Below are 18,946 nucleotides of genomic sequence, written 5' to 3'. Positions count from 1 at the left end.
AGATGGACTATAAATATCTAATAGCAGAAGAGAAACCTAATGGAGTTGTTCTTATAACACTTAGTAGAGAAAAGAGTCTAAACGCTCTTAACTCTGCTATGTTAAAGGAAATTCACCACTTTTTCTCAAATGTTGGAGAAGATGTAAGATGCATCATAATAACAGGTGCAGGCAAATCCTTTGTAGCTGGTGCCGATATTGCAGAAATGGCAAACTTCACAGCCAGTGAAGCTTATGACTTTGCAAAACTTGGTATGGATACTTTTATGGAAATTGAAAAATGTAGAACACCAGTTATTGCAGCAGTTAATGGTTTTGCCCTTGGTGGTGGATGTGAAATTGCCATAGCTTGTGACATAAGACTAGCATCTACAAAGGCAAAATTTGGTCAACCAGAAGTTGGTCTTGGAATTACACCAGGCTTTGGTGGAACACAAAGACTTTCTAGAGTTATTGGGCCAGGATACGCAAAGGAACTTATCTACACAACAGAAATGATTGGTGCCGACAAGGCTTACCAAATTGGACTTGTAAACCATGTTTACGAACCAGAAGAACTTATAGATAAGGCCATTGAAATGGCAAATAAAATTGCATCTCACGCTCCTAAGGCTGTTGAATACGCTAAGCAATCAATTATCAATGGATCTCAAACAGATATTGATACAGCTATGCAAATTGAAAAAACACACTTTGGTCTATGCTTTGCAACTGATGACCAAAAAGAAGGCATGGATGCATTTTTAAATAAGAGAAAATCAGAATTTACAGGGGAATAAAAGAGGGATAACAATGAAAATAGCAGTAATTGGATCAGGTACTATGGGAGCAGGTATTGCTCAAGTACTTGCAACTCATCATGAAGTAATAGTTAGAGACATTGCAGAAGAAGCATTAAAGAATGCTGAAAGCAAAATCATAAAGGGTTACGAAAAAAATGTTTCTAAAGAAAGAATGACAAAGGAAGAAATGGATAAGGCTCTAGCAAATCTTAAATATTCAAGTGATATTGAAGATGTTGTTGACTGTGACCTTATCATTGAAGCAGCTACAGAAAACCCAAAAATTAAAAAAGCTATATTTACAGAATTATGTGAAAAATGCGACGCAAAAACTGTTCTCGCATCAAATACTTCATCTCTTTCAATAACTGACATTGGTGCAGCTACAAAAAGACCTGAAAAAGTAATTGGTATGCACTTCTTCAATCCAGTTCCAGCGATGAAACTTGTTGAAGTAATTTCTGGAAAGAAAACTGATCCTAAAGTTAAGGATATGATTATTGAGCTTTCTAAAGAAATTGGCAAGACACCAGTAGAAGTTGACGAAGCTCCTGGTTTCGTTGTAAATAGAATTTTAATTCCAATGATCAACGAAGCAATTGGTATTTACGCAGAAGGTATTGCATCAGTTGAAGATATTGACACAGCAATGCAACTTGGCGCAAACCATCCAATGGGACCTCTTGCTCTAGGAGACCTTGTAGGACTTGATGTTGTACTTGCAATCATGGAAGTTCTTTACAATGAATTCGGCGATCCAAAATACAGACCTCATACACTTCTTAAGAAGATGGTTAGGGCTGGACTACTTGGAAGAAAAACTGGCGAAGGATTTTACAAATATTAATTATTTAAACTTTAAAGAAGGCTTAGGCCTTCTTTTTTTTATCACACACTTGGTTAAAGCAAGGACACTCTAATTGTAAGAAAGAGTTATTATTTAATTAAGTCTACCGATAATTATATATAGCAAAATATTAAGAAGACTTATGTCCTTTTACTCTGAAAAAATTAATTGAATTTTAATAATTATTCTATTATCATAATAATCATTAGAAGAATATATATCCTAACATATTATATACATTGGGAGGATATAATAGGAGTGGCGTTAATAAAAACTATATGGATTAATGGAATCTAAAAATGTTTAAGCTACATATTATATACATTCATTGGACTTAATATAAGGACAATGGTGTAAGTATGAAGACTATTATAGTTTTAGAAAATATTGTGTTTATTATAATTTAAATTAGGAGGAATTATGAAAAGAAAGATAATATCATTATTAATGGCATTACTAATGGCTGTTGAGATTGTGTGTCCATCTGTGCAGATAGTATATGCAGATTCTAGTGCTTCACAAGCTAATTTAGAGTTAGAGAAAGAGAAAAAAGAAGATAAGGAATCAGACCTTAACATTAGTAATCAAGATGTAAAACAGGAAAATGATACTAAAGAGAAAAGTGATTCTAATAATGAAAAAATATCTATTGAAGACGAGAAGTTTAATAATATTAAAAATCTAGGAAATAGTAAGGAGCTTTATCAAAATAGAGAAGCTTCAACTGAAAGTGAATCTAAAAACTTATCTGAAATTTATCTTGATAGTAAAAATGGTAATGATGATAATGACGGTACAAAAGAAAAACCGTTTAAAACTTTCACTAAGGCAATGGAAAAGATTAATGATGGGGGAACTCTTAATGTTGTAAGCCTTACTGAAGCCAATATAACAGTTAATAAAAAAATAACATTAAAATTTATCTCTGATGTAACTATGCAAGGAAGTGGAACTGCAATCGAATTAAAAGAAGGTTCTCACCTTTGTGTAGCTGAAGGAAAAACACTTAATATTAGTGGTTATAATAAAGGAATTTTAGTAGAAAAAGGAGCAGAAATAAATGACGGAAATTATGTGTTAGATAAAAATGGAACTGCCTTTAGTTTGGCTGACGAAGCAAAAATTAAGGGTACATCTAAAGATAAGTTAAAAATTTCTGCAAAAGAACAAACAGGCAGTGGATTTTCTTACTCTTCTGATTCTAGGTTTATTGGCTGTACAGTTTATGTTGAAGGTAAACTTGGTTCAAGTGAACAATATTCAGGGCTTTATATGAAAGATGCTTCACTTACGACTAAAGATGTTTGGTATTATTTTAATCCAGATGAACAAAAGGATGGAACATTTAAAGGGGGACTTCATTTAGATAATTCTGAATTTTATGTATATAAGGCAAAAGGAGTTTGGCAGTATAAAAATTCATTTGGACTATTTGGACCTTCAGAAATAAAAAATAATTCGACAGTAACAGCAGATGGTTCAAGAGTTACGGTTTCGCAAAAATTAGTCGTTAAAGATTCAAAATTTATAATAAAAAACAGCTCTGATGGTGGACTTAATATTGATTATAAGCCAGGAGAAGTTATTTTTGAAAATTCAACTCTTGAAACTACAAATATGCAAAGGACACCTTCTTATGGAACAGGAGTGAGAGAGGGACCTTGTTATTTAACTTTTAAAGGAAATTCTGTAGTAAATACAGATAACAAAGACAAAACTGTTGATAATGGTGGAGCACATAGAAACACTAACAGCACTTATGTAGTAACTGGTGGTTCATATCTAGTAGCATATGATCCAAATAATAACTATAATGTTACAACTCCAACAAATGGTAAAGAAAATGGAGATGAATATTTATCTTATTTTACTCTTAAAGACAGTAATATAAACGAATTAAAACCAATAAACAAGAATGGTCAAGAATATAGTTATCCAGTAGCTAATCCATCAAAGGATAATAAAAAACACGTTTTTGTACCAGGAGCTAAAGCTACTTTTAAATTAAATAATGCTGATGCAAGTTTTTCTGATAAGACTAATGAAGATAAAGAATTTAAGACAATAAGAGGCTATAAACTTGATGATGTTGTAGGAAATGTTAATCCTGGTGATCCAAGTGATAAAAACGGTGTCAAATTTTTAGGTTGGTACTACAAGACAGCTTCTGGGGAAGAAAAAAAATTTAATTGGGATGAAAAACTAACTGCTGACATAGAAGTTTACGCAAAATGGGAAAGAAAAACAGTTATTTACCACAATGGAGCTGGTAAAGACTATATATCATCTGTAAGTAAAGATGCAAAAGATATAGAAGTTTTATCTTTTGAAGATATCTTAAAAGAAAAAGCTGATTTTAAAGTAGAAGGTAAAAAATTTGTAGGCTGGACGATAACTCCTAATGGAAGTGGAAATGTTTATAAGACAAAAGAAAAAATTGACTTTACTCAAGGACAAAATCAAATAGACCTTTACGCAAAATACACTGATGATGAATATAAAGTTTCTTTCTCAGCAAATGGGGGAACTTTTAGTGAAAATTCAATCTTTAAAACTCAAAAAGATGTATTTAAAATTGAAAAAGATAAAAACGGCAGTGATGTTGCAGTACTTAAAAAAACTGCAAAATACAATGATAAATTATTTGATTTACTAAATGGACTTGACCATAACAAATTAAAACCAGATAAAGATGCAACAAAAACTGGCTTTGTTATTAAAAACAATGACAGTTGGTCTAAAACAATAGAATCAGGATATGATACTATAAGATTTGATGATCATAAGTCTTTCATCTTTAATTATCCAGGGGAAAATCCACAGATAACTAAAGATACAACTTATTATTTAACTTGGAAAGATGATCCGAATATTCCTAAAATTTCTTCACAAGAAACAATTGACTCTGATATTTTGTCAGACAGTAAACAAACAAGTAAAGATATAAAAATCATTTCTGAAAATAAAGAATTTTCTTTAACAGGTGAAGTAAATGTTTCTTCTATAAAAGACAAAATGAAAGCAATTGAGGGAATGTTTAAAAAAGAAGAAAAAGATTTTGATAAAATTTCTCTAACTGGAGCAACATCAATATTTACTGCTACTTTAACTTTACCTAAAGAAGTAGAAGCTCCTAAAAAGTTACAAGTAGAAGCTAAGGGACTTGGCAATTGTTTTGAAATTAGTGAACCAAAAGTAAACGGACAAAAAATAACTGTAACATTTAAACTTAAAGATGGAATGACTGATTATAAAAAATTAAAAGATGCAGTTTTTTCAGCAGGTGATAAAGATAATACACTTTCAGTAACAGTTAATGGGCTAAAATTAAAAGATTTTGATAAAATAAAAGACGGCGAAAAATTCACGATTAAAGGAGAAGTTAAAGGAGAATTTTCTTCAGTAGCAAAAGAAGAAGATACAATCAAAAAATTCGACTTTAAGTGGACTGGAAACCAATCAATAGAGGGAAAAGATTCAGAAGCAAAAGATGATTCTACTATCCAATATACAATAATGGTTTCAAAACCTGTTCAATTAACTCTTGGTGGCGATTTACTTGTTAAAAAGGCTAATGAAGACTACGACACAGAACATGATAGCATTTATCCAGTAGATAAAGAGGACCTTTTAACATTTGATGGAAAACTTGATGTTTCTTCAATTAAAAATCAAATACAACATTTAAAAGATAATTATGCAGGGAATTCTGACACTATAACAACCAAAGATATAAAAAGTGAATTTATAGCAGAGCTTACAATTCCAGAAGGATTAGAAATTCCTGCTGATTTAAAAGCAACATTAACAGAAAATAAACTTTTTGAAGTTAAAGCTAGTGATGTTAAGCGTGATGGAAATAAAATCATTGTAAAAATGACTTTGAGAAACGGCAATTACACTAAATTTTCTGATTTATATAATGATGTAACAAGCGTTCCAGATAAATTAGATTTAAAAGTTCCAAAAATTAAAGTGAAAGATAGTGTATCTGATGGAAGTAAGTTAACCGTTGTAGGAAAGGTTAATGGTAATTTTAAAGGACAAGCTTTTTCACAATCTGGTAAAAAAGAAGTTTATAATTATAAATGGACTGCAGAACAAACTGAAGATGGTAAGGACTTTATCATCAAAGATCAAAAGGATAATAAGACAATCCAATATACAATACTTGTAAAAAGTCAAGTTAAACCTTCACCAAAGCCTGAACCAAAGCCAGAACCAAAACCTGAGCATAAATATTATTATGTAAAAACAGGAGAACCTACTCTAAATATTGATGATCATTATGCTTATATGAAGGGTTATCCGGACAAAACTTTTGGACCTGATAAAGCAATGACTAGGGCAGAAGTAACTATGATGTTTGCGAGATTGTTAAAGGAAAGACCAGAAAAGGGCAGAAAATATATTATGCCTTATAAAGACATTAAAGAAAATGACTGGTATGCATACGCTGTAACATTTATGAGCGAAAAGAAATTAGTTTCTGGCTATCCTGATGGAACATTTAAAGCCAATGCGCCAATAACAAGAGCAGAGTTTGCTTCAATTGCTTCAAGATTTGATAGTTTGTCAGAAGAAGCAAGGCTAAAATTCTCTGATGTTAAGGAAAATTATTGGGCATATAAATTTATTTCTTCAGCTGAGGATAAGGGATGGATAAGTGGATATCCAGACGGTACCTTTAAACCTGAAAAGAATATAACAAGAGCAGAAGTGGTAAGTTCAACAAACAGAATTTTGAATAGGTATGCAGATTTAGATTTTGCGAAGGCTCATGCACAAGAGCTTGCACCTATGATTGATATGGATGATAGTCACTGGGCATATGGGCCAGTAGTTGAAGCCATGAATGGTCATGACTATAAAAGACTTTCTGATGGAAAGCACGAAAAATGGATTAGGTTAAATGGAAAGAGATTTACTTTTCCTATTCCACCTTACGGAGAAGAAAAATAAATTATTTAGTAGTTTATTTTATAAGAAGATATTAATTAAAGATAAAAGGCAGCTCTAAAATGGGCTGCCTTTTAAAATTTTAATTTCGATTTTGTTTTATGACCTATTTTTTCTTTAAATGAACTATAGGATTTGTAAAATTTCTTTTATGGAATTAATTTTATAAGTTGCATCTTTGCCTTCTTCTTCTGGTCCGAAGCCATAGGTGCAGAAGATGCTCCTCAAATTATTTTTGCGGGCTGCCTCCATGTCGTGGTGTCTGTCGCCAACAAAGATAATTTCTTCTCTAATATTTTTCCTTTCCTGCTTAATGATTTCGTCCTTAGGTATGAAGTCAAAAGTTTCTGCTGCGTAGTATTTTTTGAAATATTTTTTTATGCCGTATATATCAAGGGCTTGGTCCAGGTAGGACTCACGACAGTTGGAAAGGATGTAGAGGTCGTAGGACTTTGAAAGTTTTTGCAAGACTTCTTCTGTTCCATCATAGAGCTTGCCAACCCTATTTTTTATATTTTCATCCATCTTTTGACCAACAAGGGTCATGACTTTTTTCTTGAAGTCATCGTCAGCATCTTTTGCTAATAGGTCGTAGGCAAAGTTCGGTCTTTCACCTAAAAATCTTTTTACATTGTCTTCAGAAAGTTCAAAGTCCTTGGCATATCCATGCTCCTTTAAAATTTTTACTCCTTCAGAGAAGGCTGGGTAGTAAATTTTTATGGTGTTGTGAAGGGTTCCGTCAAAGTCAAAAATTATGCTTTTGACATTTTTGAGGTCCTCCCTTATAGAATTCTTATCCACGGATCTCACCTAGAAGGTTTGCCATTTCAATAGCAGCTGTGGCAGCATCGAAGCCCTTGTTGCCAGCCTTTGTTCCTGCTCTTTCAATTGCTTGTTCAATATTTTCTGTTGTGATAACTCCAAAGATAATTGGCACTCCAGTTTCAAGTGAAGATGATGCAATTCCCTTGGCAACTTCGGCTGATACAAGTTCGTAGTGAGTTGTTGCTCCTCTTATAACTGCGCCTAGGGCAATGACTGCATCGTATTTTTTTGTTTGCGCAAGGGCTTTGGCAGCTAGGGGGATTTCAAAGGATCCTGGCACCCAAATCACTTCGATTTCTTCCTCTTTAACTCCATGCCTTTTAAGTCCGTCGAGGCAGCCATCTAACAATTTTGAAACTATAAACTCGTTAAATCTTGCTAAAACTATTGCGTATTTCTTTCCTTGTGATTGTAAATTTGCACTGTAAACTTTCATTTTTCCTCCAATTTTATTTTAAAATTTTATTAAATGTAATTAATTTACTAACCTATTTATTATTACTAAATTCTGACAAGATGTGGTTCATCTTTTCTGCCTTAGTCCTCAAATAGAACTCGTCGTGTTTTGTTGAGTGAATTTCTATTGGAACTCTTTCCTTTATCTTCATGCCAAATTCTTGAAGTGAATAAACCTTGTCTGGATTGTTTGTAAGGAGTCTTAGCTCTTTAACTCCAAGGTCTTGTAGGATTTGTGCGCCAGTTGCATAATCTCTTGCGTCTTCTGGGAAACCTAGAGCCAAGTTTGCTTCAACTGTATCCATTCCTTGGTCTTGAAGGGCATAGGCTTTGATTTTATTTACAAGTCCAATTCCACGACCTTCTTGACGCATGTAGAGGAGGATGCCCCTTCCTTCCTTGTCGATTTGATTCATGGCAAGGTGAAGTTGGTTTCCGCAGTCGCATCTTGATGAGCCAAAGCAGTCACCTGTTAGACATTCAGAGTGAACTCTTGTGAGTACGTCCATTCCGTCGCCAATTTCTCCTTTGACAAGGGCTATGTGGTGTTCGCCAGTTACCTTGTCAATGTAGGCATGTGCTCTAAAGTCGCCAAACTTTGTTGGAAGTTTTGCCTCAGCAACTTTTTCTACAATTTTTTCGTGTCTCTTCCTATAAAGAAGTAACTCTTCAGTTGTTGTAATCTTCATACCAAGTTCTTGGGAAAGTTTAAAGAGGTCTTCGCCACGCATCATGTGGCCATCGTCTTGCATGATTTCACAGCAAAGTCCAACTTCCTTAAGTCCAGCAATTTTAAGAAGGTCAACAGTTGCTTCAGTGTGGCCACGTCTTACAAAGATTCCATCTTTTTTTGCAACAAGGGGGAACATGTGACCAGGTCTTCTAAAGTCCTCTGGCTTTGCATCATCTTCTACAAGCTTGTTGGCAGTTAAAGCTCTTTCCCAAGCTGAAATCCCCGTAGTTGTGTCTACGTGGTCAACTGAAACTGTGAAGGCAGTTTCGTGGTTGTCTGTGTTGTCTGCAACCATTTGATTTAATTTTAATTTTTCTGCGTATGTCCTAGACATTGGCATACAGATTAGACCCTTTGCAAGGGAAGCCATGGTGTTTAGACTTTCACCAGTGGCGAACTCTGCTGCCTGAATCATATCACCTTCGTTTTCTCTATCTGGTTCGTCAGTTACTATAATGATTTCGCCCTTTTTAAGAGCTTCAACAACTTCTTCAATAGAATTAACTTTCATTTTATCTCCTCTCAATTAAAATCCATTTTCTAGTAAAAATGATTCAGTAATTTTGCTTTCACTTTTTGCATTTACAAAATTGTAGACATAGCGGCCAATGATGTCGGTCTCAATATTAATCATATCTCCCACTTTTTTATTTATAAGATTGGTGTTCCTAATAGTTGTCGGAATAATTGAAACTTCAAAATATTTTTCTCCAACCTTTGAGACAGTAAGACTTATTCCATCAAGGGCAATGGACCCCTTGGGGGTAATGTACTTAAAATTATCGGAGTCAAACTTTATCCTGTAGACAATTTCATTTCCGTGGTTGAGGATAGAAATTATTTCTCCAATTCCATCAACGTGACCTTGTACTATGTGACCGTCAAGTCTCTTTGAAGGGCTTAGGGCTCTTTCAAGATTTAGCCTTTCGCCTCTTTTTAAATTTTTAAAAGTTGTGGACTTTATAGTTTCCACCATTACATCAGCCTTGTAAAAGTCATCGCCTAATTCTGTTACTGTAAGGCAAACGCCATTAGTTGCAATAGAGTCACCCACATTTGTTCCCTCCAAAACTTTTTTGCAGGAAACTCTCAAGCTGTAGAGGTCGCGTTCTCTTTTAATATCAGATAGGCTGCCAATTTCTTCTATAATTCCTGTGAAAATTTTAATCACACCTTCCAGTGACAAGTATGTCATCAAATAATTTTTCGCACTTCATATCCTTTATCCTAATTGCATTTTTGAGCTCATCAATTTCAAGGTCGCCTATGGCAGGTATCCCCTTGGACCCAAGTAAGATTGGGGCAATGAAGAAGTAAAATTTATCAACTAAGTTATTTTTTAGCATTTCAGCATTTAAGGTCCTTCCACCTTCAAGTATGATGGAGGAGATGTCGTAGTCCTTTAATTTTTCCATAAGGTCTTTGAGGTCAACCCTCTTGTCCTTGTTCTTACAAATTATGACTTCAACATTTTTCATTGCCTTTAATTTTTCTAGCTTATCCTTGTCGCAGTTTTCTGTTGTTGCTATTATTGCGATCGAATCTAAGTCATCGCTTAGGACTTTTGCATCAAGGGGGATCTTCAAGCTTGAATCTGTGATGATCCTTATGGGATTGTTTTTATATTTGCCGTGACGGGTGTTAAGGCTTGGGTCATCTGCAAGGACTGTTCCTATTCCCACCATTATTGCATCAAGTTGTCCCCTTAGTTCATGACCCTGAGCTCGTGAAAATTCTGATGTAATCCACTTGGACTCGCCAGACTCTGTTGCAATTTTTCCGTCAAGAGATATGCCAGCCTTTAGGACCACAAAGGGTCTCTTGTTTTTTAAGTAAGCGAAGAAGCTTTCATTTAGGTTTAAACATTCTTCTTCGCAAAGACCTTCTGTAACAGAGATACCTGCATCTTCCAAAATTTTTATTCCCCTGCCAGAAACTTTTTCAAAGGGGTCAGATGTTCCTATGACAACTCTTCTTATTCCTTCCTTTACAATTTTCTCAGCACAGGGAGGAGTCTTGCCATAGTGGGAGCAGGGCTCGAGATTGACATAGAGGGTTGCGCCTCTTATGTCTTCGCCACGAGATTTTGCATCTAAGATGGCATTTACTTCTGCATGGTTTTCGCCAAATTTTAGGTGGGCGCCTTGACCAATTATCTTGTCATCTTTTACAATTACGCAGCCAACAAGGGGGTTGGTCTTTGTCTTGCCAGTTCCCTCTCTTGCAATTTCAAGGGCACGTTCCATGTAAAAGATATCGTTAAAATCTTCTAAATACATTAAATCACCTATAAAAAAAGAGCCCATGCAGGGCTCAAAAAATTTAAAATTTATCTTCTTTCATCCAGACTATACTGTCGGTATTGGAATTGCACCAATTCAGCTTTCGCTCGCGGACTTTTACCGCCGGTGAGGAATTGCACCTCGCCCTGAAGAGTTTTATTAACTTATGAATTTATAATAACACTAGAAATTAAATTGTCAAGAAAAAGCAAATCATTTTCCCTCTTTGATCTTTTTTATTAAGGTGATGACATCCTCAAAGACAGAGTCTATGTCCCTGTCGGCATCAATGATATAGTCAGCGTAGGGGTCAAGGTCTTCTAAGACATCAAGTCTCTTTTCTATATCATTTGCACTGTCGTGCCTCTTTATCATCCTATCCCTCAAAGTATCCCTTGAGCACTTTAGGTAAATTGATTTTGCATTTTCAAATTCTTTTTTAATAGCTATGACGCCTTCCTTGTCAACAACAATAACGCAGTCCTTGTGCTTGTTGTTATTCTTTTCAAGGTCTTCCTTTAAGGTTGAGTAGTAGTTGCCAACGTAGCAAGTTGTCCCAATAAATAAATTCTCCTTGTCCATCTTCTTAAAAAGCTCTGAGTCGATGAAGTTATAATCCATGCCATCCACTTCAGAGATTCTTGGTTTTCTTGTAGTGTAAGTAATAATTTTTTCGATTCCGTGTGAGGTCAAGGCATTCCTTATAGTAGACTTGCCTGAACCAGAGTGTCCTAGTATTAAATAAATCATAATTGCTCCTTAAAATTTAATTTATTAAAGTATAACATATTTTTTCTATTATGCTTTACAATTTTAAAAATTTGAAGTAATATGGAAAAGATAAAATATTAGATGGAGGTTAGGATGAAACATTTAATTGAGCCACTAGATTTTACAACTGAAGAGTACGAAGAAATTTTTAGACTAGTTGATAACATTATCGCAAATCCAGATGATTATTCTCACGTTTGCGACAATAAGTTATTGGCTAGTCTTTTTTTTGAGCCTTCCACTAGGACTAGACTATCCTTTGAGACAGCTATGCTAAGATTGGGAGGACGAGTAATTGGATTTTCTGACGCAGGTGTAAGCTCATCATCAAAGGGAGAGACCCTACTTGATACCATTAGGGTTATAGAAAATTATGCGGACATTTGTGCTATGCGTCACCCCAAAGAAGGGGCAGCCCTTATGGCATCAAAGGTCGTTAAGACAATGCCGATTATAAATGCAGGAGACGGGGGACACTTTCACCCAACTCAAACTCTTGCAGACTTAATAACAATAAGGCACTACAAAAAATCCTTTGACAATTTAACTATAGGACTTTGTGGTGACTTAAAATTTGGAAGGACAATTCACTCTCTTGTAAGAGCCCTTAATCGCTATGAAAATGTAAAATTTATTTTTATTTCGCCAGAGGAGCTCAAGATGCCAGATCCCTTTAAGAACTTTATAGACGAGGAAAACTACATTGAGACTAGGGACCTTGTAAGCGTGATTGATGACTTAGACGTCCTCTATATGTCAAGGGTTCAAAAGGAAAGATTTGTTTCCTCTGATGAGTATGAAAGGTTAAAGGACTACTACATCTTAAATGAAGAAAAATTAAAAAATGCTAAGGAAGATATGATAATCCTTCATCCTCTACCAAGAGTAAATGAGATTGCACCAGAAGTGGATAAAGACCCTCGTGCAGTTTACTTTGAGCAAACAAAATTTGGAATGTACGGCAGGATGGCTTTGATTATGAAACTTTTGGAGGCTACAAAATGATAAATGTTTCAAAAATAAAAAAGGGAATTGTACTCGACCACATAGAAGCAGGCAGGGCTCACGTTCTCTATAAGGCACTTGAACTTGATAAGGTCACAGATACAGTTGTACTTATGCAAAATATTTTTTCAACTTCAATGGGAAAGAAGGACCTAATAAAGATAGAAACAGATTACAACTTGGACTTCACAGTCCTAGGACTAATTGCTCCTCACACAACAGTAAACTTCATTGAAGATGGGGAGAGGGTGAAAAAAATTCGCATGGAAATGCCAGAGCTTGTTGAAGGTGTATTGACTTGCAAGAACCCAAGATGCATAGCAAACTCTGAAAGAGAAGTGCCAGGTCACAAGTTCTTCCTCTACAACAGGGACAAGAAGGAGTACAAGTGCGAATATTGCGACACAGTAACCACATACGGAGAATGATATGGCGAAGGTAATAGAAAACATTGAGGTGTGTAAGGACTACTTCATACTTAGGACAGACCTAGATGTAAAAGTTTATCCAGGACAATTTTTTATGTTAAGGGCATGGGAGTCTTATCCAACTCTTTCGAGGCCAATTTCTGTCTATGACTTCACTGATGGAGTTGACTTTCTAATTGAAAAGAGAGGAGAGGGGACAAAGATACTTGAAAAATTGCAAGCAGGCGACGAGATAAAATTATTTGGTCCCTTTGGCAATGCCTTCTACGCCAACGTAGATGAAGTTGCCCTAGTAGGTGGTGGAGTTGGTCTTGCACCCTTTCACTATCTAATTAAGGAAATTCAAAAACTTAAAGCAAATTCAAAAATCATCCTCTACATTGGAGAAAGAGAAGAGCTTGAACTTGAAAATGCCTTTAAAGATATTAGCTGCGACATAAAAATAAAAAAAGGCGGCTTCATAACAGATATAATTGATTTCCAAAACCACGACCTAATTTACACTTGTGGGCCAGAAATTATGATGAAAAAAGTTGTTGAACTTGCAAAAGCTCATGACATAAGGACCTATGTGTCTCTTGAAAAGAGAATGGGATGTGGCGTAGGTGCCTGCCTATCATGTTCTTGTGACACAAAAAAGGGCAGAAGAAGATCTTGCAAGGAAGGGCCAGTATTTAAGGGGAGTGATCTACTTGACTTCTAGGACTGAAATAGATTTAGCAGGAATAAAATTAAAAAATCCAATAATAATGGCAAGTGGTACCTATGGATTTGGAGAAGAGTTCAAGGACTTTTACGACCCGAAGATTCTTGGAGGGATTTCTTCCAAGGGGATCACAAGACATCCCAAGAAGGGAAATGAAGGCATAAGAATTTGGGAAACTCCATCAGGAATTTTAAACTCAATAGGACTTGAGAACCCAGGAGTTGAAGAATTTGTAAAAACAAAAATCCATGACATGAATAAACTTGGGACAGAAGTCTTCGTCAACCTTGGTGGCAATACTATTGAAGAGTACATTGAGTCAGCAGAAATTTTAAATGACTATGACTTCGCTGCCATTGAATTAAATATTTCTTGTCCCAACGTCAAGGAAGGTGGCATGGCCTTTGGTATGGACAAGGACTCTGCTGCAAAAGTTGTAAGAGAAGTGATGAAGGTGACAAACAAAAAAGTTTTTGTAAAGCTTTCTCCAAACGCAGGCGACATTGTTGGCATAGCCAAGGCAGTGGAAGCTGAAGGTGCGGCAGGACTTTCTCTTATAAATACAATTCTCGGCATGGCAATTGATTTAGACAGAGGAGAAATTCCCTTTAAGAATACTTACGCAGGCCTATCAGGTCCAGCAGTAAAACCAATTGCTTTAAGGATCCTCCACCAAGTTGCAAAAAATGTAGACATTCCAATAATTGGTATGGGAGGCATATCTAACTACAAAGATGTCTTAGAATTCTTAATGGCAGGAGCCACAGCAGTAGAAGTTGGAACCTATAACTTTATGAATCCAAAGGGAGGAGCAGAAATTATCTCTGACCTTGAAAGGTATTTGGAAGAAAAAAATAAAAACGTAAAGGACTTTATAAAAAAATTAGTTTAAAGATTACAAATTTTGATTCGAGGACTCCTGAGTAGGGAGTTCTTTTTTATTCTTCATAAGTTTTAAAAAAATTTTTTCAAAATTAATGCTAGCTAGGTGCAAACAAAATTTTTATTAATCTCAACTTACTAATGCAATAAATTATTTTACTAAAATATTGTTTAACTTTAAGCACGAAGTTGGATATAATAATAGTATATTAAGTCAGTATAAAAACCTTACATACTAGGATACTTACTAATCTAATAAAAATTTTTTATAAGGAGATGAGTTTATGGATTTATTAAGTATTCTAAATTCAAAACCCCTATACCTACTAGTAGGTATATCACTTGCAATTATTTTTGGAATGTGTATCTTTTTTTGCAAAAGGGCAATAAGAAGAGCAGGAGAGCTTAATATTGGTAAGGACAAAATCAAATCAGTAATAAGAACTTCAATAATATTTTCAATTGTTCCATCAGTTTCCATCATTATAGGTCTTATTACACTTGCACCAATCCTTGGAGTACCTTGGCCATGGTTTAGACTTTCAGTAGTAGGATCACTTCCTTACGAACTTATGGCAGCTGACTTATCAGTTAAGGGAGCAGGCTTTGAAGGCTTTGAAGATTTCTTATCTAATGGAACTCCTGAAGTTATTGGAGCAATAATGTTTGTAATGAGTATCGCCATTATGGCAGGTATGGTTTTTAACATTGTTGCATTAAAAAGAGTTCACACAGGTGTACTTAAGGCTGGAGAAAAGGATACTCCTTTTGGTGATCTTGCATTATCTGTTCTTGTAGTTGGTATGATGTCAGTATTCGTACCAGTTCAATCAGTTAAGTCAACTATTCACTTGCTTACAATTATAGTTAGTATGTTGATAACAGTTATTTGTTCAAAGATTGCGACAAAGTACAAAGTCACTTGGTTAAACGATTTTACAATGTCCTTTGCCCTTGTTGGAGCAATGGCAGCATCAGTTATTTTCACTAATATGGGAATAGGAGGTTAATTATGCAAATGTCAAATTATATGAAAAATACTTATAGATATGGAATCATTGAAACCCTAATAGCAATGGCTCTTATGCTAGGTATTCCTGCAGTAATGTGTACAATTTATGGAATGTGGCCTGAGTGGTCTCTTATAGCATCTGTTGCTGGTCCGCTAATGGCACTTTTTGTACCGACAGCCTTGGCAGAACAACTTTCAATGATTCCAATTGGTGGTACAACTTGTTATCTAAATTCAATTCTTGGTAATGTTATGAACATCAAATTTCCTTGCTACCTATCAGCTATTGCAACTGTAGATGCAACTCCAGGTACAGAAGAAGCTGACGTTATGGGAATGATAGCAGTTACAGTTTCAGGAATGGTTTCTATGATAACAGTAGTTCTTGGTGTAATTCTTTTGGCACCATTAAAACCAATTCTTCAAACAGAAAGTGTTGCTATTGCAACCAACTACATCCTTCCAGCCCTATATGGGTCAATGGGAATTTCTGCCTTTATATCAAGAGGAGCTGGTTCAAAATACAAGGCACCAAGAAAGCCTCTTATAGCTATAACATCTCTTATTATAGTTTATGCCTTTAACTTCCTAGTGATGCCAATTGCAGGCAAAGAAGGTTACGCTATGCTCATTATGCTTGGAGTAACTTTACTAATTGCTTACGCTTATTACAAGTCAGGCATAGTTAAGTTAGAAAAAAAGGATTAATTATGAATTTGGATAAATTTTTAGAATCAGTAATTGATTATGGAAAAAATTTTACAAGCCAAGGAAAGCTTGTAGACTATATAGAAATTTTAAAAGATGCAGATAAAAATGCTCTCGGTGCTTGCATCATTGACAAAGATGGAAAGGTTTATGAAGCAGGGAGGTCACGTGAAGAATTTGCAATTATGTCAATTGTAAAAGTACTGCTCTTTGAAATTGTTCTAGAAAATTATGAACTTTCTGAAATCAAAGAGTATATGAGACTTGAAGGATCCTCAAAGGCCTACAATTCTATATTGGACTTGGAGGCAGAGGGGGGTAAACCTGTTAACCCCTTTATAAATGCAGGAGCAATTACATCAGCCTACTTAATTTATAAAAAGTTTAAGGATAAGTCTGTTGAAGTCTTAATGAAAAGAGCAAGATTAGTAATGGAAGATGAGAGCTTAGACTACAGTCAAACCCTACTTGATACAGCAAGAACAGGTGGAGAGAATAACCTTGCCCTTGCTTGGATTCTAAAAAAACATGGGACTATTGATAGGTACACTTCTGTAGAAGATGTTATAAACTTATACAATCTTGCTTGCAGTATTATGGTTAACACTAGAGACCTTGCAGCCTTTGCTTCTATGATTTCTAAAGATGGGAAAAATTTAGAAGGAGAGCAAATAATTAAGAAGGGGAATGCAAGAATTCTTAGAACACTAATGGCGATTTGTGGAACCTATAACTATTCCGGTGACTTCGCAATAGATATTGGGCTACCTGCTAAGAGTGGAGTAGGCGGAGGCATAATGGCAACTACAAACAAAGAAATTGGCATCTGTACATTTTGCCCAGGACTCGACTCCTTTGGAAATTCTGTTGCAGGTCTTAAGATGCTAGAAAAAATTTCTATGGAATTGGATTTAAACTTTTATTAAACTTTTTAATTTTTCTTTGCTTGAAAAAGTTCAAGAGTTTATAAATTATAAAGAAGAAAGATTGATGAATTCATAGATAAAATTTTAAGGAGAAGGATATGGATAAATACAATAAAGAGCTAATAGACCTTGCAAAAAATATTTGGGAATATGCTGAAATTAAATGGAAAGAATTTAAGTCCATTGAAGCTCAAAAAGAAATTTTAAAAAAGCATGGTTTTAAAATAAATGATAATTTGGCTGATCTTCCAACAGCTTTTTCTGCTGAATATGAAAGAGGCAAGGGAGTAACAGTTGGTTTCTTAGGCGAGTTTGATGCCCTATCTGGACTTTCACAAGTTGAGGACTTGTCTGAAAGGAAGGAAAAAGTTGTTGGAGCTTGTGGACATGGTTGTGGTCACCACCTCTTAGGTACTGCATCAATAGGTGCAGCCTTAAAGTTAAAGGACTACATGGATGAAAACAACCTAGAGGGCAAGGTAGTTTACTTTGGATGTCCAGCAGAAGAAGGTGGAAGTGGTAAGGCCTTTATGGCAAAGGCAGGTTGCTTTGATGTAGCAGATATTGTCATTGCATGGCACCCCTTTAACGCCAATGCAATTTTCACAGGATCTCTTCAAGCTAATAAGCAAGTTTATGTTAGGTTTAGAGGTAAGGGAGCTCATGCAGCAGCATCTCCTCACTTAGGAAGATCTGCCCTTGATGGACTAGAGTTAGTTAATATTGGAGTTCAATTCTTAAGGGAACACATGCAAGACTTCGAAAGGATTCACTACTCAATCATTGATCCGGGATCAGCATCACCTAATGTTGTTCAACCTTATGCTGAAGGACTTTACCTAATCAGATCAAAGGACACAGAACACGTTAATAGACTTTACAAGAGATTTGAAAAAATTGTTGAAGGTGCAGGACTAATGACTGAAACTGAGCCAGAAATAATTTTTGATAAGGCTTGTTCCAATGTAATTCCAAATCCTGTAATTGAAGAAGAACTTTACAAGGCCTTCTTGGAAGAGGGACCAATTGACTTTACAGAAGAAGAATTAAAATATGCAGAGAACTTTAGGGCTACTTTCCCAGAAGAAAATATTGAAAGTGAACAAACTCTTGTCTATGCAGTTGACAAGGTTGATGAGTTAGCCTACCTAAAGGATCACATCCTTTATGATAAGATTTTGGACTACAAGCATTCCGATGAGTTGGGAATGGGATCATCAGATGTTGGTGACTGCTCTAATGTTGTGCCAACTGCTCAAATTATTACAGCTTGCTTTGCAATAGGAACAACAGCTCACTCTTGGCAAGAAGTTGCTCAAGGTAAGTCCTCTATGGCTATGAAGGGAATGTTAAAGGCATCTAATGTAATGTCAAGAGCTGCAAGAAGCTTTATAGAAAAACCTGAACTTGTTAAGAAGGCTCACGAAGAATTTATAAAGGTGCGTGGAGAAAAATTCATATCACCACTACCTGATGGAGCAAGGCCAAGGATGTAAGTTAATAAAATAAATTGTTAGAGGTCTCTTAGGAGGCCTTTTTTAATTTGCTTTTCAAAATTTTTCTACAATGAATTCTTTTGTTTTTCAAAGGTCAATATCATTTTACAAACTCACTTTATCGTATT

17 protein-coding genes and 1 riboswitch are annotated in these 18,946 nt (G+C 35.2%); of the genes, 11 read left to right on the top strand and 6 right to left on the bottom strand.

The window, feature by feature from the left end; all coding sequences use genetic code 11:
• Window positions 1-2 precede the first annotated feature (2 nt).
• The 3 genes from HMPREF1864_RS05560 to HMPREF1864_RS05550 all read left to right on the top strand — a co-directional run bounded on the left by HMPREF1864_RS05560 (window position 3) and on the right by HMPREF1864_RS05550 (window position 6,591).
• Entirely contained in the window at window positions 3-779 is a 777-nt protein-coding gene (locus tag HMPREF1864_RS05560) for an enoyl-CoA hydratase-related protein (RefSeq protein ID WP_062571844.1), read from the top strand.
• 13 nt (window positions 780-792) lie between these two features.
• A complete protein-coding gene (locus tag HMPREF1864_RS05555) occupies window positions 793-1,629 on the top strand; it encodes a 3-hydroxybutyryl-CoA dehydrogenase (protein ID WP_062571843.1) in 837 nt (278 codons plus the stop codon).
• Window positions 1,630-2,049: 420 nt separating this feature from the next.
• Window positions 2,050-6,591 (top strand): S-layer homology domain-containing protein, encoded by a 4,542-nt coding sequence (locus HMPREF1864_RS05550; protein ID WP_062571842.1) that lies wholly within the window; start codon window positions 2,050-2,052, stop codon window positions 6,589-6,591.
• 123 nt (window positions 6,592-6,714) lie between these two features.
• Here the strand turns inward: HMPREF1864_RS05550 and HMPREF1864_RS05545 are convergent, their stop codons facing one another.
• From HMPREF1864_RS05545 to HMPREF1864_RS05520, 6 genes are all read right to left on the bottom strand, one after another.
• Entirely contained in the window at window positions 6,715-7,389 is a 675-nt protein-coding gene (locus tag HMPREF1864_RS05545) for an HAD family hydrolase (RefSeq protein ID WP_082718926.1), read from the bottom strand.
• Complete coding sequence (gene ribE / locus HMPREF1864_RS05540) at window positions 7,382-7,849, bottom strand: 6,7-dimethyl-8-ribityllumazine synthase (RefSeq protein ID WP_062571841.1); 468 nt, start codon at window positions 7,847-7,849, stop codon at window positions 7,382-7,384. The genes HMPREF1864_RS05545 and ribE (HMPREF1864_RS05540) overlap by 8 nt, the downstream gene beginning before the upstream one ends.
• 52 nt (window positions 7,850-7,901) lie before the next feature.
• Window positions 7,902-9,113, bottom strand: a complete 1,212-nt coding sequence (locus HMPREF1864_RS05535) for a bifunctional 3,4-dihydroxy-2-butanone-4-phosphate synthase/GTP cyclohydrolase II (protein ID WP_062571840.1) — start codon at window positions 9,111-9,113, stop codon at window positions 7,902-7,904.
• A gap of 15 nt (window positions 9,114-9,128) precedes the next feature.
• The gene (ribE, locus tag HMPREF1864_RS05530; protein WP_082718925.1) at window positions 9,129-9,773 is read right to left on the bottom strand and encodes a riboflavin synthase; all 645 of its coding nucleotides are present in this window, start codon (window positions 9,771-9,773) and stop codon (window positions 9,129-9,131) included.
• Complete coding sequence (gene ribD, locus HMPREF1864_RS05525; protein WP_062571839.1) at window positions 9,766-10,881, bottom strand: bifunctional diaminohydroxyphosphoribosylaminopyrimidine deaminase/5-amino-6-(5-phosphoribosylamino)uracil reductase RibD; 1,116 nt, start codon at window positions 10,879-10,881, stop codon at window positions 9,766-9,768. Before ribD ends, ribE (HMPREF1864_RS05530) begins: the two co-directional genes overlap by 8 nt.
• A gap of 48 nt (window positions 10,882-10,929) precedes the next feature.
• Window positions 10,930-11,042, bottom strand: a riboswitch (FMN riboswitch).
• A gap of 55 nt (window positions 11,043-11,097) precedes the next feature.
• The gene (locus tag HMPREF1864_RS05520) at window positions 11,098-11,634 is read right to left on the bottom strand and encodes a guanylate kinase (RefSeq protein ID WP_062571838.1); all 537 of its coding nucleotides are present in this window, start codon (window positions 11,632-11,634) and stop codon (window positions 11,098-11,100) included.
• Window positions 11,635-11,748: 114 nt separating this feature from the next.
• On the opposite strand from HMPREF1864_RS05520, the gene pyrB reads away from it, so the two are divergent.
• The 8 genes from pyrB to HMPREF1864_RS05480 all read left to right on the top strand — a co-directional run bounded on the left by pyrB (window position 11,749) and on the right by HMPREF1864_RS05480 (window position 18,818).
• Window positions 11,749-12,660 carry an aspartate carbamoyltransferase gene (pyrB, locus tag HMPREF1864_RS05515; protein WP_062571837.1) on the top strand — a complete coding sequence of 304 codons (912 nt, stop codon included), beginning with the start codon at window positions 11,749-11,751 and terminating at the stop codon, window positions 12,658-12,660.
• Window positions 12,657-13,088: an aspartate carbamoyltransferase regulatory subunit gene (locus tag HMPREF1864_RS05510; RefSeq protein WP_062571836.1), complete on the top strand. Its 432-nt coding sequence runs from the start codon at window positions 12,657-12,659 to the stop codon at window positions 13,086-13,088. Before pyrB ends, HMPREF1864_RS05510 begins: the two co-directional genes overlap by 4 nt.
• A gap of 1 nt (window position 13,089) precedes the next feature.
• A complete protein-coding gene (locus HMPREF1864_RS05505; RefSeq protein ID WP_062571835.1) occupies window positions 13,090-13,791 on the top strand; it encodes a dihydroorotate dehydrogenase electron transfer subunit in 702 nt (233 codons plus the stop codon).
• Window positions 13,781-14,686 carry a dihydroorotate dehydrogenase gene (locus HMPREF1864_RS05500; RefSeq protein ID WP_082718924.1) on the top strand — a complete coding sequence of 302 codons (906 nt, stop codon included), beginning with the start codon at window positions 13,781-13,783 and terminating at the stop codon, window positions 14,684-14,686. Before HMPREF1864_RS05505 ends, HMPREF1864_RS05500 begins: the two co-directional genes overlap by 11 nt.
• A gap of 274 nt (window positions 14,687-14,960) precedes the next feature.
• The gene (locus HMPREF1864_RS05495; RefSeq protein WP_062571834.1) at window positions 14,961-15,686 is read left to right on the top strand and encodes a DUF5058 family protein; all 726 of its coding nucleotides are present in this window, start codon (window positions 14,961-14,963) and stop codon (window positions 15,684-15,686) included.
• Between the two features lie 2 nt (window positions 15,687-15,688).
• Window positions 15,689-16,396 carry a hypothetical protein gene (locus tag HMPREF1864_RS05490; RefSeq protein WP_062571833.1) on the top strand — a complete coding sequence of 236 codons (708 nt, stop codon included), beginning with the start codon at window positions 15,689-15,691 and terminating at the stop codon, window positions 16,394-16,396.
• Between the two features lie 2 nt (window positions 16,397-16,398).
• Window positions 16,399-17,322 carry a glutaminase A gene (glsA, locus tag HMPREF1864_RS05485; protein ID WP_062571832.1) on the top strand — a complete coding sequence of 308 codons (924 nt, stop codon included), beginning with the start codon at window positions 16,399-16,401 and terminating at the stop codon, window positions 17,320-17,322.
• 98 nt (window positions 17,323-17,420) lie between these two features.
• Entirely contained in the window at window positions 17,421-18,818 is a 1,398-nt protein-coding gene (locus tag HMPREF1864_RS05480; RefSeq protein WP_062571831.1) for an amidohydrolase, read from the top strand.
• Window positions 18,819-18,946 lie beyond the last annotated feature (128 nt).

Origin of the sequence: Peptoniphilus sp. DNF00840 (assembly GCF_001553125.1) — a bacterium.
Taxonomy (GTDB): Bacteria; Bacillota; Clostridia; order Tissierellales; family Peptoniphilaceae; genus Peptoniphilus_A; species Peptoniphilus_A vaginalis.
This window is presented reverse-complemented; position numbering and strand designations above follow the sequence as displayed.

Excerpts from the sequence above, each read along its gene's own strand:
- HMPREF1864_RS05560 (WP_062571844.1), top strand. The coding sequence starts at position 3 with ATGGACTATAAATATCTAATAGCAGAAGAGAAACCTAATGGAGTTGTT.
- HMPREF1864_RS05555 (WP_062571843.1), top strand. The coding sequence starts at position 793 with ATGAAAATAGCAGTAATTGGATCAGGTACTATGGGAGCAGGTATTGCT.
- HMPREF1864_RS05550 (WP_062571842.1), top strand. The coding sequence starts at position 2,050 with ATGAAAAGAAAGATAATATCATTATTAATGGCATTACTAATGGCTGTT.
- ribE (WP_062571841.1), bottom strand. The coding sequence starts at position 7,849 with ATGAAAGTTTACAGTGCAAATTTACAATCACAAGGAAAGAAATACGCA.
- HMPREF1864_RS05535 (WP_062571840.1), bottom strand. The coding sequence starts at position 9,113 with ATGAAAGTTAATTCTATTGAAGAAGTTGTTGAAGCTCTTAAAAAGGGC.
- ribD (WP_062571839.1), bottom strand. The coding sequence starts at position 10,881 with ATGTATTTAGAAGATTTTAACGATATCTTTTACATGGAACGTGCCCTT.
- HMPREF1864_RS05520 (WP_062571838.1), bottom strand. The coding sequence starts at position 11,634 with ATGATTTATTTAATACTAGGACACTCTGGTTCAGGCAAGTCTACTATA.
- pyrB (WP_062571837.1), top strand. The coding sequence starts at position 11,749 with ATGAAACATTTAATTGAGCCACTAGATTTTACAACTGAAGAGTACGAA.
- HMPREF1864_RS05510 (WP_062571836.1), top strand. The coding sequence starts at position 12,657 with ATGATAAATGTTTCAAAAATAAAAAAGGGAATTGTACTCGACCACATA.
- HMPREF1864_RS05505 (WP_062571835.1), top strand. The coding sequence starts at position 13,090 with ATGGCGAAGGTAATAGAAAACATTGAGGTGTGTAAGGACTACTTCATA.
- HMPREF1864_RS05495 (WP_062571834.1), top strand. The coding sequence starts at position 14,961 with ATGGATTTATTAAGTATTCTAAATTCAAAACCCCTATACCTACTAGTA.
- HMPREF1864_RS05490 (WP_062571833.1), top strand. The coding sequence starts at position 15,689 with ATGCAAATGTCAAATTATATGAAAAATACTTATAGATATGGAATCATT.
- glsA (WP_062571832.1), top strand. The coding sequence starts at position 16,399 with ATGAATTTGGATAAATTTTTAGAATCAGTAATTGATTATGGAAAAAAT.
- HMPREF1864_RS05480 (WP_062571831.1), top strand. The coding sequence starts at position 17,421 with ATGGATAAATACAATAAAGAGCTAATAGACCTTGCAAAAAATATTTGG.